General features: G+C 62.0%; 14 protein-coding genes and 1 pseudogene. All 15 read left to right on the plus strand.

The genetic code is table 11. From position 1 onward, the window contains the following. Window positions 1-49 precede the first annotated feature (49 nt). Entirely contained in the window at window positions 50-1015 is a 966-nt protein-coding gene (locus RGV59_RS07670; protein ID WP_017849907.1) for an ABC transporter substrate-binding protein, read from the plus strand. 71 nt (window positions 1016-1086) lie between these two features. After that, on the plus strand, window positions 1087-1938 hold the full coding sequence (locus RGV59_RS07675; RefSeq protein WP_017849906.1) for an ABC transporter permease: 852 nt from the start codon (window positions 1087-1089) through the stop codon (window positions 1936-1938). Then, window positions 1935-2759: a quaternary amine ABC transporter ATP-binding protein gene (locus RGV59_RS07680; protein WP_017849905.1), complete on the plus strand. Its 825-nt coding sequence runs from the start codon at window positions 1935-1937 to the stop codon at window positions 2757-2759. Before RGV59_RS07675 ends, RGV59_RS07680 begins: the two co-directional genes overlap by 4 nt. A 136-nt stretch (window positions 2760-2895) precedes the next feature. Then, complete coding sequence (locus RGV59_RS07685) at window positions 2896-4419, plus strand: HAL/PAL/TAL family ammonia-lyase (RefSeq protein ID WP_079444976.1); 1524 nt, start codon at window positions 2896-2898, stop codon at window positions 4417-4419. A 19-nt stretch (window positions 4420-4438) separates the two neighbouring features. After that, window positions 4439-5977: a histidine ammonia-lyase gene (hutH, locus tag RGV59_RS07690; protein WP_126585341.1), complete on the plus strand. Its 1539-nt coding sequence runs from the start codon at window positions 4439-4441 to the stop codon at window positions 5975-5977. A 144-nt stretch (window positions 5978-6121) separates the two neighbouring features. After that, window positions 6122-7327, plus strand: coding sequence for an imidazolonepropionase (gene hutI / locus RGV59_RS07695; protein WP_126585342.1), 1206 nt, complete (start codon window positions 6122-6124; stop codon window positions 7325-7327). Between the two features lie 11 nt (window positions 7328-7338). Further along, window positions 7339-8139 carry an N-formylglutamate deformylase gene (hutG, locus tag RGV59_RS07700; RefSeq protein ID WP_046490859.1) on the plus strand — a complete coding sequence of 267 codons (801 nt, stop codon included), beginning with the start codon at window positions 7339-7341 and terminating at the stop codon, window positions 8137-8139. Between the two features lie 52 nt (window positions 8140-8191). Further along, complete coding sequence (locus RGV59_RS07705) at window positions 8192-8275, plus strand: hypothetical protein (RefSeq protein ID WP_226926018.1); 84 nt, start codon at window positions 8192-8194, stop codon at window positions 8273-8275. 8 nt (window positions 8276-8283) lie between these two features. Then, window positions 8284-8649 (plus strand): hypothetical protein, encoded by a 366-nt coding sequence (locus tag RGV59_RS07710; RefSeq protein ID WP_046384987.1) that lies wholly within the window; start codon window positions 8284-8286, stop codon window positions 8647-8649. 337 nt (window positions 8650-8986) lie between these two features. Continuing rightward, window positions 8987-9958, plus strand: coding sequence for a prolyl aminopeptidase (pip, locus tag RGV59_RS07715; RefSeq protein WP_017849899.1), 972 nt, complete (start codon window positions 8987-8989; stop codon window positions 9956-9958). Continuing rightward, the gene (dtd, locus tag RGV59_RS07720; RefSeq protein WP_046490853.1) at window positions 9955-10392 is read left to right on the plus strand and encodes a D-aminoacyl-tRNA deacylase; all 438 of its coding nucleotides are present in this window, start codon (window positions 9955-9957) and stop codon (window positions 10390-10392) included. Before pip ends, dtd begins: the two co-directional genes overlap by 4 nt. Window positions 10393-10715: 323 nt before the next feature. Beyond that, window positions 10716-12395, plus strand: a complete 1680-nt coding sequence (locus RGV59_RS07725) for a glucan biosynthesis protein G (RefSeq protein WP_260473864.1) — start codon at window positions 10716-10718, stop codon at window positions 12393-12395. Further along, window positions 12388-14996: pseudogene (mdoH, locus tag RGV59_RS07730) on the plus strand (glucans biosynthesis glucosyltransferase MdoH). The gene RGV59_RS07725 and the pseudogene mdoH overlap by 8 nt, the downstream one beginning before the upstream one ends. Window positions 14997-15146: 150 nt before the next feature. Continuing rightward, window positions 15147-15947 carry a transporter substrate-binding domain-containing protein gene (locus RGV59_RS07735; RefSeq protein WP_046384983.1) on the plus strand — a complete coding sequence of 267 codons (801 nt, stop codon included), beginning with the start codon at window positions 15147-15149 and terminating at the stop codon, window positions 15945-15947. 220 nt (window positions 15948-16167) lie between these two features. Beyond that, a complete protein-coding gene (locus RGV59_RS07740; protein ID WP_017849894.1) occupies window positions 16168-16965 on the plus strand; it encodes a transporter substrate-binding domain-containing protein in 798 nt (265 codons plus the stop codon). Window positions 16966-17147 lie beyond the last annotated feature (182 nt).

Genomic DNA, 17147 nt, shown 5'->3' on the forward strand with positions numbered 1-17147 from the left:
GATGCCTCTTGACTGCCGTAAGCCAACTCATGATTAGGAGCGTCACACAATGAAATCGAACAAGACCCTGCTGACCACATTGCTGTCCATGGGCTTGCTGGCAAGCGCCGGTGCCCAGGCGGCCGGTTGGTGCGAGTCCGGTAAGCCGGTGAAATTCGCCGGCCTGAACTGGGAAAGCGGCATGTTGCTCACTGACATCCTGCAAACCGTTCTGGAAAAGGGCTACGACTGCAAGACCGACAGCCTGCCGGGCAATTCGATCACCATGGAAAACGCCCTGAGCAGCAATGACATTCAAGTGTTTGCCGAAGAGTGGGTCGGCCGCAGCGAGGTGTGGAACAAGGCCGAGAAGGCCGGCAAGGTCGTCGGTGTCGGCGCGCCGATTGTCGGTGCGATCGAAGGCTGGTATGTGCCGCGTTACGTGATCGAAGGCGATGCCAAGCGCAAGCTGGAAGCCAAGGCGCCGGGCCTGAAAAACATCGCCGACCTGGCCAAGTACGCCGCGGTGTTCAAGGACCAGGAAGAGCCGTCCAAAGGCCGCTTCTATAATTGCCCGGCCGGCTGGACCTGCGAGCTGGACAACAGCGCGATGCTCAAGAGCTACGGCCTGGAGAGCAGCTACACCAACTTCCGTCCTGGCACCGGCCCGGCGCTGGATGCGGCGGTGCTGTCGAGCTACAAGCGCGGCGAGCCGATCCTGTTCTACTACTGGTCGCCAACGCCGCTGATGGGCCAGGTCGACCTGGTCAAGCTGGAAGAAAAACCCGGCGTGGATAAGAGCGTGAGTATCAAGGTCGGCCTGTCCAAGACCTTCCACGAACAGGCACCGGAACTGGTGGCCGTGCTGGAAAAGGTCAACCTGCCGATCGACCTGCTGAACCAGAACCTGGGGCGCATGGCCAAGGAGCGAATCGAGTCGCCGAAACTGGCGAAACTGTTCCTCAAGGAACACCCTGAAATCTGGCACGCCTGGGTGAGCGAAGACGCCGCCAAGAAAATCGACGCGGCCTTGTAGGTCATGCGCGCCCGACTACCCTGAGGGGCAGCCGGGCGCCTGGCCACAACCCACTGGATCGAGAGCACGCTATGTTTCCTGAGAGTTTTACGTTTTCCATCGCCAACTGGGTCAACGGTTGGGTGGATTCGCTGGTGACCAACTACGGCGATGTGTTCCGGCACATCTCCGACACCCTGCTATGGGCCATCGTCAACCTCGAGGGCCTGCTGCGCGCCGCGCCCTGGTGGCTGATGCTGGCCATCGTCGGCGCCGTGGCCTGGCACGCCACGCGCAAGGTGGTGACCACCGCGGTGATCGTAGGCCTATTGTTCCTGGTGGGCGCGGTCGGCCTGTGGGACAAACTGATGCAGACCCTGGCCCTGATGCTGGTCGCTACGCTGATCTCGGTGCTGATCGGCATACCGCTGGGCATCCTGTCGGCGCGCAGCAATCGCCTGCGTTCGGTGTTGATGCCGCTGCTCGACATCATGCAAACCATGCCCAGCTTCGTGTACCTGATCCCGGTGCTGATGCTGTTCGGCCTGGGCAAGGTGCCGGCGATTTTCGCCACGGTGATCTACGCCGCGCCGCCGCTGATCCGCCTGACCGACCTGGGGATTCGCCAGGTCGACGGCGAAGTCATGGAAGCCATCAACGCCTTCGGCGCCAACCGCTGGCAACAGCTGTTCGGCGTGCAACTGCCGCTGGCGCTGCCGAGCATCATGGCTGGCATCAACCAGACCACCATGATGGCGTTGTCGATGGTGGTGATCGCCTCGATGATCGGCGCCCGCGGCCTGGGCGAAGATGTCCTTGTCGGCATCCAGACCCTCAACGTCGGCCGCGGCCTTGAAGCCGGGCTGGCCATCGTGATTCTCGCCGTGGTCATCGACCGCATCACCCAGGCCTATGGTCGTCCACGGCATGAGGCGAGCAAATGACTACTGTCAGCAAAATCGAAGTGAAAAACGTCTTCAAGATCTTCGGCAACCGCGCCAAGGACGCGCTGGCGCTGATCGGCCAGGGCAAGACCAAGGATCAGGTGCTGGCCGAGACCGGTTGCGTGGTCGGCGTCAACGACCTGTCCTTGAGCATTGGCACCGGCGAGATCTTTGTGATCATGGGCCTGTCGGGTTCGGGGAAATCGACCCTGGTGCGCCACTTCAATCGCCTGATCGACCCCACCAGCGGCGCGATCCTGGTGGACGGCGAAGACATCCTGCAACTGGACATGCAAGCCCTGCGCGAATTCCGTCGACACAAGATCAGCATGGTGTTCCAGAGCTTCGGCCTGCTGCCCCACAAGAACGTGCTCGACAACGTCGCCTACGGCCTGAAAGTGCGCGGCGAAACCAAGCAGGTCTGCACCGAGCGCGCGCTGCACTGGATCGAAACCGTGGGCCTCAAAGGCTACGAAAACAAATACCCGCACCAGCTCTCCGGCGGCATGCGCCAGCGGGTCGGCCTGGCCCGCGCCCTCGCGGCAGACACCGACATCATCCTGATGGACGAAGCCTTCAGCGCCCTCGACCCGCTGATCCGCGCCGAGATGCAGGACCAGTTGCTCGAACTGCAAAAGACCCTGCACAAGACCATCGTGTTCATCACCCACGACCTCGACGAGGCGGTGCGTATCGGCAACCGCATCGCGATCCTCAAGGACGGCAAGCTGATCCAGGTCGGCACGCCGCGGGAGATTTTGCATTCGCCGGCGGATGAGTATGTGGATCGGTTCGTTCAGCGGCGGGCGGCGGTGGTCTGATCCGGATTATGGGGTGGGGCTTCTGGCCTCATCGGGAGCAAGCTCCCTCCCACAGGGGGATGCATTCCAAAGGTGGGAGGGGGCTTGCTCCCGATAGGGCCAGTAAAGCTGCACAAGAACTCAAGAAGGTATGAAGATGTCCCAGGCAGCAAAAATCATCATCGCCGACACCCCCCTGCGCTGGCAGGACGTGGTCGCCGTGGCCCGCTTCGGCGCGGTGCTCGAACTCTCGGGCCAGGCTTGGGCGCGCATCGACAATGCCCAGGCCATTGTGCAGCGCATCGTCGCCAGCGGTGAGCGCGCCTACGGCGTGAACACCGGCCTGGGTGCGCTGTGCAATGTGCCGCTGGAGGGCGCGCAACTGAGCCAACTGTCGCGCAACACGCTGTTGAGCCACGCCTGTGGCGTCGGCCCGGTGCTCAGCGACGAACAGACCCGCGCGATCATCTGCGCGGCGATCATCAACTACAGCCACGGCAAATCCGGCCTGCATCCGCAGGTGGTGCATGCGCTGCTAGCGCTGCTCAACCACGGCATCACGCCGCAGGTGCCGTCCCAGGGTTCGGTGGGTTACCTGACCCATATGGCCCATGTCGGCGTGGCGTTGCTGGGGATTGGCGAGGTGAGCTACCGCGGCCGGATCGTCCCGGCGCAACAGGCCCTGAGCGCAGAAGGCTTGCAGCCGGTGGTACTCGGCGCCAAGGACGGCCTGTGCCTGGTCAACGGCACGCCGTGCATGACCGGCCTGAGCTGCCTGGCCCTGGCCGACGCTCATCAACTGTTGCAATGGGCCGACGTGATCGGCGCCATGAGTTTCGAGGCCCAGCGCGGCCAGATCGATGCCTTCGACGCCGAAATCATCGCCCTCAAACCGCACCCCGGCATGCAGCAGGTCGGTATCAACCTGCGTGCGTTGCTCGACGGCAGTGAAGTGATCGCCAGCAGCCAAGGCATCCGCACCCAGGACGCGCTGAGCATCCGCTCGATCCCGCAGATCCACGGCGCGGCGCGCGACCAGGTGGAACACGCGACCCGCCAGATCGAGACCGAACTCAACAGCGCCACCGACAACCCGCTGCTGCTCGGCACGCCACACAGCTACCGCGTGGTGTCCCAGGCCAACCCGCACGGGCAGTCCGTGGCGCTGGCCGCTGATATGCTGGCGATTGCCATGGCCGAGATCGGCTCGGTCGCCGAACGTCGCCTGGACCGCCTGATCAACCCCCACGTCAGCGGCTTGCCGGCGTTTTTGGTGAGCGACCCGGGGGTCAACTCCGGGATGATGATCGTGCAGTACGTCGCCGCTTCCCTGTGCGCGCAGAACCGCCAGTTGGCGCAGCCGGCGGTGCTCGACAATTTCGTCACCTCGGGCCTGCAGGAAGATCACCTGAGCATGGGCACCAACGCCGCGCTCAAGCTGCACCAACTGTTGGCCAACGTCACCCAGATCCTCGCCATCGAGTACCTGCTGGCGGCCCAGGCCTTCGAGTTTCTCAAGGACCAGCGTTTCGGCGCGGGCACCGACCGCGCCTGGCGCTTGTTGCGTGAACAGGTCGCGCCTTACGCGCAAGACCGCTGGCTGGCGCCAGACATCGCGACCGCCGCCGCGTTGCTCAAGCACAGCGCTTTGCTGCAGCAGACTTTTCCCGAATTGCACTGAACAATAATTTCCAAGGAGCATGAATGTGACTGCGCTAACTCTGATTCCGGGCCAACTGAGCCTTGCCCAACTGCGGGCCATCTACCAGCAGCCGGTAACGATCAATCTGGATGACAGCGCCACTGCGCAGATCGACGCCAGTGTGGCCTGCGTGGAGCAGATTCTCGCCGAGAACCGCACCGCCTACGGTATCAACACCGGTTTCGGCCTGCTGGCCTCGACCCGCATCGCCAGCGAAGACCTGGAAAACCTCCAGCGTTCCCTGGTGCTGTCCCACGCCGCCGGCGTCGGTGAGCCGATCAGCGATGCGCTGGTGCGGCTGGTCATGGTGCTCAAGGTGAACAGCCTGAGCCGTGGGTTTTCCGGGATTCGCCGCCGGGTGATCGACGCGCTGATCGCGCTGATCAACGCCGAGGTGTACCCGCACATCCCGCTCAAAGGCTCGGTCGGTGCCTCCGGTGACTTGGCGCCCTTGGCCCATATGTCCCTGGTGCTGCTCGGCGAAGGCAAGGCGCGCTACCAAGGCGAATGGCTGGAGGCGACTGCTGCGCTGAAAATCGCCGGTCTCACCCCGCTGACCCTGGCCGCCAAGGAAGGCCTGGCGCTGCTCAACGGCACCCAGGTGTCCACGGCGTATGCGCTGCGGGGCTTGTTCGAGGGCGAGGATCTGTTCGCCGGTGCCCTCGCGTGCGGCAGCCTCACTGTGGAAGCGGTGCTGGGTTCGCGCTCGCCGTTCGATGCGCGCATTCACGCCGCGCGCGGCCAGCGTGGGCAGATCGATTCGGCGGCGGCTTACCGCGACCTGCTGGGCGAAAGCAGCCAGGTGTCGCAGTCGCACCAGAACTGCGACAAGGTGCAAGACCCTTATTCCCTGCGCTGCCAGCCACAAGTCATGGGCGCCTGCCTGACCCAGTTCCGCCAGGCCGCCGAGGTGCTGGTGATCGAGGCCAACGCGGTGTCGGATAACCCGCTGGTATTCGCCGCCGAAGGCGACGTGATCTCCGGCGGCAACTTCCACGCCGAACCGGTGGCCATGGCCGCCGACAACATGGCGCTGGCCATCGCTGAAATCGGCTCGCTGAGCGAGCGGCGTATTTCGTTGATGATGGACAAGCACATGTCGCAACTGCCGCCGTTCCTGGTGGGCAATGGCGGGGTGAACTCCGGTTTCATGATCGCCCAGGTGACCGCCGCAGCACTCGCCAGCGAAAACAAGGCACTCGCCCATCCCCACAGCGTCGACAGCCTGCCGACCTCGGCCAACCAGGAAGACCATGTGTCGATGGCTCCGGCTGCGGGCAAACGCTTGTGGGAAATGGCTGAAAACGTTCGCGGCATCCTGGCCGTGGAATGGCTGGCGGCGTGCCAGGGCCTGGACCTGCGCGAAGGCCTGAAGACCTCGCCGAAGCTGGAAAAAGCGCGCGCCACCCTGCGCGGCAAAGTGGCGTTCTACGACAAAGACCGCTTCTTCGCCCCGGACATCATCGCCGCCACTGAACTGCTCGCCAGCCGCTGCCTGAATGAACTGGTGCCGGCCAAGTTGCTGCCGAGCCTTTGAAAAACCCTCCGCCCCTGTAGGAGCGAGCTTGCTCGCGAAGAACCCCCAGGCGCCGCGAGCTATCAGGTAGCACGCGTTATCGTTGAGGTTTTTCGCGAGCAAGCTCGCTCCTACAGGCAACAGCGACCACCTTGGGAGGCATTGATGAAAGTCCTTTGGCAACACTGCCACATCGCAACCATGGCCCACGGCAATTACTCGATCATCGAGGATGCCGCCCTGGTCACTGCCGGTTCGCTGATCGAGTGGATCGGCCCGCGCAGCGAAGTGCCGGCTGCGGATTACGCCCAGGTGCATGACCTGCACGGCGCGTGGGTCACCCCCGGGCTGATCGACTGTCACACCCACACGGTGTTCGGCGGTAACCGCAGTGGTGAATTCGAGCAACGCCTTCAAGGCGTCAGCTACGCCGACATCGCCGCCCAGGGCGGCGGTATTGCCAGCACCGTGCGCGCCACCCGCGCCGCCAGCGAGGATGAACTGTTCGAAAGCGCCCACAAGCGCCTGCGCAGTTTGCTGCGCGACGGCGTGACCACGGTGGAGATCAAATCCGGCTACGGCCTCGACCTGGCCAGCGAGCGCAAGTTGCTGCGGGTGATTCGGCGCCTCGGCGACGCGCTGCCGGTCAGCGTGCGCGCCACTTGCCTGGCCGCCCATGCGTTGCCGCCGGAGTACAAGGACCGCGCCGACGCCTACATCGATCACATCTGCAGCGAAATGCTCCCGGCCCTGGCCGCGGAAGGGCTGGTGGACGCGGTGGATGCGTTTTGCGAATACCTGGCGTTCTCGCCAGCGCAGGTGGAGCGTGTGTTCAAGGTCGCGCGGCAACTTGGCCTGCCGGTGAAGCTGCACGCCGAGCAACTGTCGTCGCTGCACGGTTCCAGCCTGGCCGCGCGTTACCAGGCGCTGTCGGCGGATCACCTGGAGTTCATGACCGAAGACGACGCCATCGCCATGGCCGCTGCCGGCACCGTCGCGGTGCTGCTGCCGGGCGCGTTCTACTTTCTGCGCGAAACCCAACTGCCGCCGATGGACGCCCTGCGCAAGCACGGGGTGAAGATCGCCATCGCCAGCGACCTCAACCCCGGTACTTCACCGGCCTTGTCGGTGCGCCTGATGCTGAACATGGCCTGCACCCTGTTTCGCATGACCCCGGAAGAAGCCCTGGCCGGCGCCACCCAACATGCCGCCACCGCGCTGGGCATGGGCGATACCCATGGCTCGCTGGAAGTGGGCAAGGTCGCCGACTTTGTCGCCTGGCAGATCGATCGTCCCGCCGACCTGGCCTACTGGCTGGGCGGCGAGCTTGAAAAACGCGTCGTGCGCCACGGCGTCGATGTCACTGTTTAAGGAGTCGCACTGTGGATAACGTTCTGAACTTCAAACAAGGCCGCGTGCCGCTGCTGATCAGCATGCCCCACGCCGGCCTGCGCCTGACGCCTGCCGTGCAGGCCGGGCTGATCCCCGAGGCGCAAAGCCTGCCGGACACCGATTGGCATATCCCCACGCTGTATGACTTTGCCGAAGAACTCGGCGCCAGCACCCTGGCGGCGGAGTACTCGCGGTTTGTCATCGACCTGAACCGGCCCTCCGACGACACGCCGCTGTACGCCGGCGCCACCACTGGTTTGTACCCGTCGATCCTGTTCGATGGTGTGCCATTGTTCCGCGAAGGCCTGGCGCCATCCAGGGAAGAGCGCGCCACCTACCTCGAGCAGATCTGGATGCCGTATCACCGCACCCTGCAAGACGAACTGGCGCGGCTCAAGGCTGAATTCGGCTACGCACTGTTGTTCGACGCACATTCGATCCGCTCGGTGATCCCGCACCTGTTCGACGGCAAACTGCCGGACTTCAACCTCGGCACCTTCAACAACGCCGCCTGCGATCCTGGGCTGGCCAGCCAACTGGAAGCCATCTGCGCCGCGCATCCGCAGTACACCCATGTGCTCAACGGACGCTTCAAGGGCGGGCATATCACCCGGCATTACGGCAACCCGGCGCAGAACATTCATGCCGTGCAGTTGGAGTTGTGCCAGAGCACGTACATGGAAGAGTTCGAGCCGTTCCGTTATCGCGAGGATCTGGCGGGGCCGACGCGGGGGGTGTTGAAGCAGTTGTTGGACGGTTTCCTGGTGTGGGGGCAGAAGCGTTACTGCTGAAGCAGGTGGTCAGTTGGGCATTCGCCCACGATCTCCTGCAACCGTCATTGAGATGACTAAGGTGCGAGTGGTCATCAAATATGCAGAGTTCAACAATATGCCTATGTATATTTTGACGGCGTTTCCAATCCTTTGAGGCAGTCAATGACTTACGGGTATCTAGAGAGCTTCATGTATGGTGAGGTGGCAGAGGGCGTAGGCGCATGGCTTGTCGACGCCGAATCAAACGTCGCGCCTACGGCGCTTTCGGATATTGTGAAGGGGTATGTTGATAACCGATCACGCTTCGCATCTTTTATGCTCAAAAGAGATATCGGACGCTACCTGAAAGCAAACCTCACCGCTACGGGCCTGAAAAACGCCGCTCCTTTTGACTATGAGCTTTGTTTTTCCGAGCAATATTTTGGCTGTAGTAATCAGCAGTTTTTGCAGCAGGTCTCTCAGTTACTTGATGTAAATCTCAAGCGCACTAAGTGGCGAAACGTAAAACGTTTTTTGAAATGGCGCTGAGATGCCATGTTGATGATCTTGCTGCTTCTAAGGTCAGACTTCGCCCGCTGCGCGAAGACGGCTTTTTATATGACACACACCTGCAAGCGGCGGGCGTGAACGCTGTGCCGTACCCTGCAAAGGCCTGATCCATCGGCTGCCTGCCTGCGGGCACAGAGCGAGGTGGAGGAGGGCGACCGGCTCTACAACGGCCTATTGGCTTACCTGGGTAGCGAACTGCTGACATAGGTCTAAGTGCTCAAGGACATGCTCATTGCACAATTCGGGTTTATAGTGCCAGACGGCAGAATAAAAGACGTCCCCCCAGGGATGAACCCGACCCCCTACGGAGCGCGCAATGCAGACTTGGTACCCGCAGATCAAACCCTACGCCCGGCACGATCTGGCCGTCGATGACACCCACACCCTGTATGTCGATGAAAGTGGCTCCCCCGAAGGCTTGCCCGTCGTATTCATCCATGGTGGCCCTGGTTCCGGTTGCGACGCCAACAGCCGCTGCTATTTCGATCCGAACCTGTACCACATCGTCACCTTTGACCAGCGGGGCTGCGGGCGTTCCTCTCCCCGCGCCAGCCTGGAAAACAACACCACCTGGGACCTGGTCGCCGACCTCGAGCGCATTCGCGAGCACCTGGGCATCGACAAATGGGTGTTGTTCGGCGGCTCCTGGGGTTCGACCCTGGCGCTGGCCTACGCGCAAACCCATCCCGAGCGCGTGCATGGCCTGATCGTGCGTGGGATTTTCCTGGCCCGGCCCCAGGACATCCGCTGGTTTTACCAGGAAGGCGCCAGCCGCCTGTTCCCGGATTACTGGCAGGATTACCTCGCACCGATCCCCCAGGACGAGCGCCACGACCTGCTCACCGCATACCACAAGCGCCTGACCGGCAACGACCAGATTGCCCAGATGCACGCCGCCAAGGCCTGGTCCACCTGGGAAGGGCGCATGTTGGGCCTGTGCCCGAACCCGCAGTTGATCGAGCGTTTCGCCGAGCCCCAGCGCGCGCTGTCGATTGCCCGCATCGAGTGCCACTACTTCACCAATAATTCCTTCCTGGAACCCGACCAACTGATTCGCGACATGCACAAGATCGCCCATCTGCCTGGCGTAATCATCCACGGCCGCTACGATATGATCTGTCCGCTGGATAACGCTTGGGAGCTGCATCAGGCCTGGCCGAACAGTGAACTGCAGGTGATCCGCGAGGCGGGCCATGCGGCGTCCGAGCCGGGCATCACCGATGCCTTGGTGCGCGCGACCGGCGAGATGGCGCGTCGTCTGCTGGACTTGCCGCCTGAAGAAGCATGAAGGGCCTGTTGCAACGGGTGCGCGGCGCCCGGGTCGAGGTCGCGGGCGAAATCGTGGGGGCGGTCGACCAGGGTTTGCTGGTGCTGGTGGCCGTCGAACCGGGGGATACTGTCGAGAGCGCCGACAAACTGCTGCACAAGCTGCTTAACTATCGGGTGTTCAGCGACGACGATGGCAAGATGAACTTGTCGCTCAAGGATATCGACGGCGGTTTGCTGCTGGTGTCGCAGTTCACCCTGGCGGCGGATACCAAAAGCGGGCTGCGGCCAAGTTTCTCTACCGCCGCGCCGCCGGCCCTGGGGGCGGCACTTTTTGCGCACTTGCTGTTACAAGCGCAACAATTGCATGACAAGGTGGCGTCAGGGCGTTTTGGTGCGGATATGCAGGTTCATTTGGTCAATGATGGCCCTGTGACCTTCCTCCTACAGACATGAATGTATTAAAAACGACGTTAATGCCTAAAAACGCAGGGTTTCGCTACAAATACTTCGTTGTCCCTGATGCGTTGTCTCGCGGGCTACTAGATAATCGCGCGCTACGGGGATCAGCGTTGATTGGTCCATTTTTGACTTAGGTAGAGACTTGTCCGACAGCCTCAGGGGAATCATTTTGCCCCAGGGGAGTCGGAACAATGCTCGCCAACCTGGCATATAGATAGCTGGCCGTTGGTTTTTTGATCTGTTTTCGGCGAGGGTTGCTCGTGATTGTTAGTCCCTGTAATGCACCAAAATTGTCTGCCAAACGGTTACGAAACGCACTGGTGACGGGCTCCGCCCTGTTTTGCCTGTTCGGCGCGGGTCAACTGTGGGCATTCAGTCTGGATGATGTGTCGGCCAAGGCAAAAGAGCTGGCCGGGCAGAAATACGAAGCTCCGCGCAGCAATCTGCCGAACGAATTCCGCGAAATGAAGTTCGCTGACTACCAGAAGATTCGTTTCCGCAACGAAAAAGCCGAGTGGGCCGATCAGAACACCCCGTTCAAGCTGTCCTTCTATCACCAGGGTATGCACTTCGATACACCGGTGAAGATCAACGAAGTCACCGCCGACAGCGTCCAGGAAATCAAATACGACCCGACGCGCTTCGATTTCGGCGACGTCAAATTTGATCCCAAGGCCACTGAGCAACTCGGTTATGCCGGTTTCCGCGTGCTGTTCCCGATCAACAAGGGCGACAAGCAAGACGAAATCATGACCATGCTCGGCGCCAGCTATTTCCGCGTCGTGGGCAAGGACCAAGTGTATGGCCTGTCCGCCCGTGGCATGGCGATCGATACCGCGCTGCCGTCCGGCGAAGAATTCCCGCGTTTCACCGAGTTCTGGATCGAGCGTCCGAAGCCGGGTGACAAGCATCTGGTGATCTTCGCCCTGCTGGATTCGCCGCGCGCCACCGGCGCCTATCGCCTGATCCTGCGCCCTGGCACCGACACCGTGGTCGACGTCAAGTCCCAGATGTTCCTGCGCGACAAGGTCAGCAAGCTGGGCGTTGCCCCGTTGACCTCGATGTTCCTGTTCGGCGCGAACCAGCCGTCCAAGGTCCTCAACTACCGTCGCGAGTTGCATGATTCCAGCGGCCTGTCGATCCACGCCGGCAATGGCGAGTGGATCTGGCGCCCGCTGAACAACCCTAAACACCTGTCGGTCAGCAACTTCACCGTGGAAAACCCACGTGGTTTCGGCCTGCTGCAACGCGGTCGCAACTTCAGCCACTACGAAGACCTGGACGACAACTACGACAAGCGCCCGAGCGCCTGGATCGAGCCTGAAGGCGACTGGGGCAAGGGTTCCGTCGACCTGGTAGAGATCCCGACCGCCGACGAAACCAACGACAACATCGTTGCCTTCTGGAGCCCGGAAAAACTGCCGGAAGTCGGCCAGCCGCTGGATGTTGCCTACCGTCTGCACTGGACCCTGGACGACGCCGCCTTCCATTCGCCGGACAGCGCCTGGGTCAAGCAGACCCTGCGTTCCACCGGCGACGTGAAACAGTCCAACCTGATCCGTCAGCCGGATGGCAGCGTCGCGTACCTGGTGGACTTCGAAGGCCCGGCCCTGAAGAAACTGCTGCCGGACGCCCCGGTGCGCAGCCAGGTGAGCGTGGGTGATAACGCCGAGCTGGTGGAAAACAGCGTGCGTTACAACGAGCACACCAAAGGCTGGCGCCTGACCCTGCGCATGAAGATCAAGGACCCAAGCAAGCCGACCGAAATGCGTGCGGCCCTGGTCCAGGACATCGTGCAGCCTGAGCCCGAGAAGGTCTCGACCCAAGTGCTCAAGGCTGACAAGGTTTTGGCCAAGCAGCACGAGAAACAAGCCAAGAAAGACGCCAAAGACAAGGAAGCCAAGCAGCCAGAAGCTGTCCCAGCCACACCGGAGCCGATCAAGACCGAGCAAGTCCTGACCGAAACCTGGAGCTATCAGTTGCCTGCCGATGAGTAATTCTCAAGTCCAGCCAGAGACTCTGTCCGAGTACCTGGCGCATCTGCCGATGACCGCAGAGCAGCGCGCCGAACTGGCGGGCTGCGCATCCTTCAGCGAACTGCACGAACGTTTGTCGTCCAAGGCGTTCGATGCGCCGGTCGACGCCGCCCAGGCGTCGGTTGGCCGCCGGTTGACCCTCAGCACGGCCGAAGAGCTGGAGGACGCCGAAATGCTGGCGCTCGACGCCAGCGGCCGGGTGTGCCTCAAGGCGACGCCGCCGATTCGTCGGACCAAGGTGGTACCGGAGCCGTGGCGCACCAATATCCTGGTGCGCGGCTGGCGCCGGCTGACCGGCCGCACCAACCCGCCGAAGCCGCCGAAAGACGAGCGCGTGTTGCCGGCGGCGCGCTGGCGCACGGTCGGTTCGATCCGTCGCTACATCCTGCTGGTGTTGATGCTCGGCCAGACCATCGTGGCCGGCTGGTACATGAAAGGCATCATGCCGTACCAGGGCTGGTCGCTGGTCGACTTCGACGAGATCCGCAACCAGACCTTGCTGCAGACCGCGACCCAAGTGCTGCCATACGCCCTGCAAACCAGCATCCTGATCATGTTCGGGATCTTGTTCTGCTGGGTGTCGGCCGGTTTCTGGACCGCGTTGATGGGCTTCCTCGAGCTGCTGACCGGCCACGATAAGTACCGGATCTCCGGTAAAAGTGCCGGCCACGAGCCGATTCCGAAGAATGCGCGCACCGCGCTGGTGATGCCGATCTGCAACGAAGACGTGCCCCGCGTATTCGCTGGCCTGCGCGCGACGTTCGAGTCGGTCGCGGCGACCGGTGACCTGGACCGCTTCGACTTCTTCGTGCTCAGCGACAGTAACGACGCCGACATCTGCATCGCCGAACAGCAAGCCTGGCTCGACGTGTGCCGCGAAGCCGGTGGCTTCGGCAAGATCTTCTATCGCCGCCGTCGCCGTCGCGTCAAACGCAAGAGCGGCAACCTCGACGACTTCTGCCGTCGTTGGGGCGGTGACTACAAGTACATGGTCGTTCTCGACGCCGACAGCGTGATGAGCGGCGAATGCCTGACCAGCCTGGTGCGCCTGATGGAAGCCACGCCGGATGCCGGGATCATCCAGACCGCGCCACGGGCGTCGGGCATGGACACCCTGTATGCGCGCATGCAGCAGTTCGCCACCCGCGTGTACGGCCCGCTGTTCACCGCCGGCCTGCACTTCTGGCAGCTGGGTGAGTCCCACTATTGGGGTCACAACGCAATCATCCGCATGAAGCCGTTTATCGAGCACTGCGCCCTCGCGCCGTTGCCGGGTAAAGGCGCGTTCGCCGGTGCGATCCTCTCCCACGACTTCGTCGAAGCCGCGCTGATGCGCCGTGCCGGCTGGGGCGTGTGGATTGCCTACGACCTGCCGGGCAGCTACGAAGAACTGCCGCCGAACCTGCTGGATGAACTCAAGCGCGACCGTCGCTGGTGCCACGGCAACCTGATGAACTTCCGCCTGTTCCTGGTCAAGGGCATGCACCCGGTCCACCGTGCGGTGTTCCTCACCGGCGTGATGTCCTACCTGTCGGCCCCGTTGTGGTTCTTCTTCCTGGTGCTGTCGACGGCGTTGCTGGCGGTGAACACCTTGATGGAGCCGCAGTACTTCATGGCACCGCGCCAGTTGTACCCGCTGTGGCCGCAATGGCATCCGGACAAGGCCGTGGCGCTGTTCTCCACTACTATCGTGCTGCTGTTCCTGCCCAAGTTGCTGAGCGTCATCCTGATCTGGGCCAAGGGCGCGAAAGAGTTCGGTGGCAAGTTCAAGGTGACAATGTCGATGCTGCTGGAGATGCTGTTCTCCATGCTGCTGGCGCCGGTGCGGATGATCTTCCACACCCGCTTCGTCCTCGCCGCGTTCCTCGGCTGGGCCGCGACCTGGAATTCGCCGCAGCGTGACGACGACTCCACCCCCTGGGGTGAAGCGGTCAAGCGCCACGGCCCGCAAACCTTGCTCGGCTTCCTCTGGGCGCTGCTGGTGGTGTGGTTGAACCCGAGCTTCCTGTGGTGGCTGGTCCCGATCGTCGGTTCGTTGATGCTGTCGATCCCGGTGTCGGTGATTTCCAGCCGGGTCAAGCTGGGCCTCAAGTCCCGTGACGAGAGCCTGTTCCTGATCCCTGAGGAATACAATCCGCCGCAGGCGCTGCTGTCGACCGAGAAGTACACCCACGAAAACCGCTGGCACGCCCTCAATGACGGGTTCGTGCGTTCGGTGGTCGACCCGCAGCAGAACGCCCTGGCTTGCGCCCTGGCGACCTCGCGTCACCGTGAGGCGGAGCCGATCGAGTACCTGCGTGGCGAGCGCGTGCGCTATGCGTTGAAAGTCGGCCCGGCCGGCCTCAACAACGCCGAACGCCTGGCCCTGCTCAGTGACCCGGTGGCCCTGGCCCGCCTGCACGAGCAGGTCTGGAGCGAAGGGCATGCCGAGTGGCTGGGCGCCTGGCGTCAGTCCTTCAAGTCCGACCCGCACGCGCCATTGCTGCCGTTGCAACCGTTGTCGTCCCAGGCTCAACCGGCCTGATTCAGACGCCCCCGAGGGTTCTCCTCGGGGGCGCTTGAAGCGCTGGTCCTACAGCGTTTCCCGTCTCTTCCTTTGTGCTCTAACTCCTTGTTATTTCGAAACAAAAGTCCCTGGTTCAAGGCGTATTGCCGTGCCTGTGTCTGAGTTAGCATCGCCCCCCGAAATTTGACTCGAGCACAGGGGGATTCATGATCAAAAGGTATTGTTCGGCATTGCTGATGGGCGCTGTCGCATTGATTCACGGTGCTCTGGTGCAGGCCGGCGCGCTGGACGACGCCGTTCGGCGTGGCGTGCTGAAGGTCGGCACCACGCCCACTTACGTGCCGTTCGAGATGACCGATAAACAGGGGCGTATCGTCGGTTTTGAAGTCGACTTGCTGCATGCGATGAGCCGCGCCCTGGGGGTCGAGCTTGAACTGGTGGCGGTGCCGTACACCGAGTTGCTGTCGGGGCTGATGGCGAGGAAGTTCGATCTGATCGGCAGCGGCATGACCGTCACGCAGGAGCGCAACCTCAAGCTGAATTTCAGCGACTCGTTTATCGTGGTCGGCCAAACGGTGTTGCTGCACCCGCGCCTGGCCGGCAAGGTCGCCAGCATTGAAGACCTGGACGAGGCCGGCTACCGCATCGCCACCACCGAAGGCACTACCGCGCAGGCGGCGGCGCAGCGGTTTCTGGGGGCGGCTCGGCTCAGCAGTTTCGCCACGCCGGAGGAAGGGGTGCGCCAGGTGGTGAGCGGGGTGGCCGATGCGTTTATTCATGATGCGCCTTACAACCTGATCGCCATGACCCGGCCGGAAAACCAGGCATTGCTGGCGCTGGAGCAACCCTTCACCTACGAGCCCCTGGCGTTCGGCCTGAAAAAAGGCGATTACGACAGCCTGAACTGGATCAACCATTTCCTCAACCAAGTGGCCCAGGACGGCACCTACGATCGGCTGTACGACAAGTGGTTCAAGGACACCGACTGGATGGCCGAGGTCGACTGAAAGTCATACCTACTTACACATCAATCAATTGCCCTCGCCCGACAATGAAGTGTCTACGTCTGCGCTTTGCCGCAGTGCTGTAGGGCTATTCCGACATACCTCGACAACTATTACCGGTGAAACCTTTGTACCGGGCAGCGAGTGGGTTAGGATCGCACCCCGAAATGGTGCAGCCCTTTTTGCGCGCCGACTTCATAAGAATCGTTCAGGGGACTTGATGATGAAAAAGTATCTTTCGATGCTGCTGCTCGGCGTCACCGCGCTGGTCGCGGCCAATGTGGCTCAGGCCGGGGCCATCGATGATGCGGTCAAGCGCGGCACGCTGAAAGTCGGCATGGACCCGACCTACATGCCGTTCGAAATGACCGACAAGCGTGGTGAAATCATCGGCTTCGAAGTCGACCTCCTCAAGGCCATGGCCAAGTCCATGGGCGTCAAGCTGGAGTTGGTGTCCACCGGCTACGACGGCATCATCCCGGCCTTCCTCACCGGCAAGTTCGATATGATCGGCAGCGGCATGACCCTGACCCAGGAACGCAACCTGCGCCTGAACTTCAGCGAACCGTTCATCGTGGTTGGCCAGACCCTGCTGATTCGCAAGGACCTGGAAGGCACCATCAAGTCCTACAAAGACCTGAACGACGAGAAGTACCGCCTGACCTCCAAGCTCGGCACCACCGGCGAGATGGTCGCCAAGAAGCTGATCTCCAAGGCCAAGTACCACGGCTACGACAACGAACAGGAAGGCGTGCTGGACGTGGTCAACGGCAAAGCCGATGCCTTTGTGTATGACGCGCCGTACAACGTCGTCGCCGAGAAGAAAGTCGGTAATGGCAAGCTGGTGTTCCTCGAAGAACCCTTCACCTTTGAACCGCTGGCCTTCGGTCTGAAGAAAGGCGATTACGACAGCATCAACTTCATCAACAACTTCCTGCACCAGATCAAGAACGACGGCACCTACGATCGCATCCATGACAAGTGGTTCAAGAGCTCCGAGTGGCTCAAGGACATGGAATAACGCCGGCTCCTGTGGCTCCTGCTTTCTGTAGGAGCGAGCTTGCTCGCGAAGGCCGTCAACGATAACGCGGGCTTACTGAATAAACGCGGTGTCTTTGAGTTTTTCGCGAGCAAGCTCGCTCCTACAAAATGCCTTGACTGAATGGCATTAGGGCAAGCCCGCCCGCCACAAAGGCGGGGGCT

Source organism: Pseudomonas sp. FG1 (assembly GCF_034313875.1).
GTDB lineage: Bacteria > Pseudomonadota > Gammaproteobacteria > Pseudomonadales > Pseudomonadaceae > Aquipseudomonas > Aquipseudomonas veronii.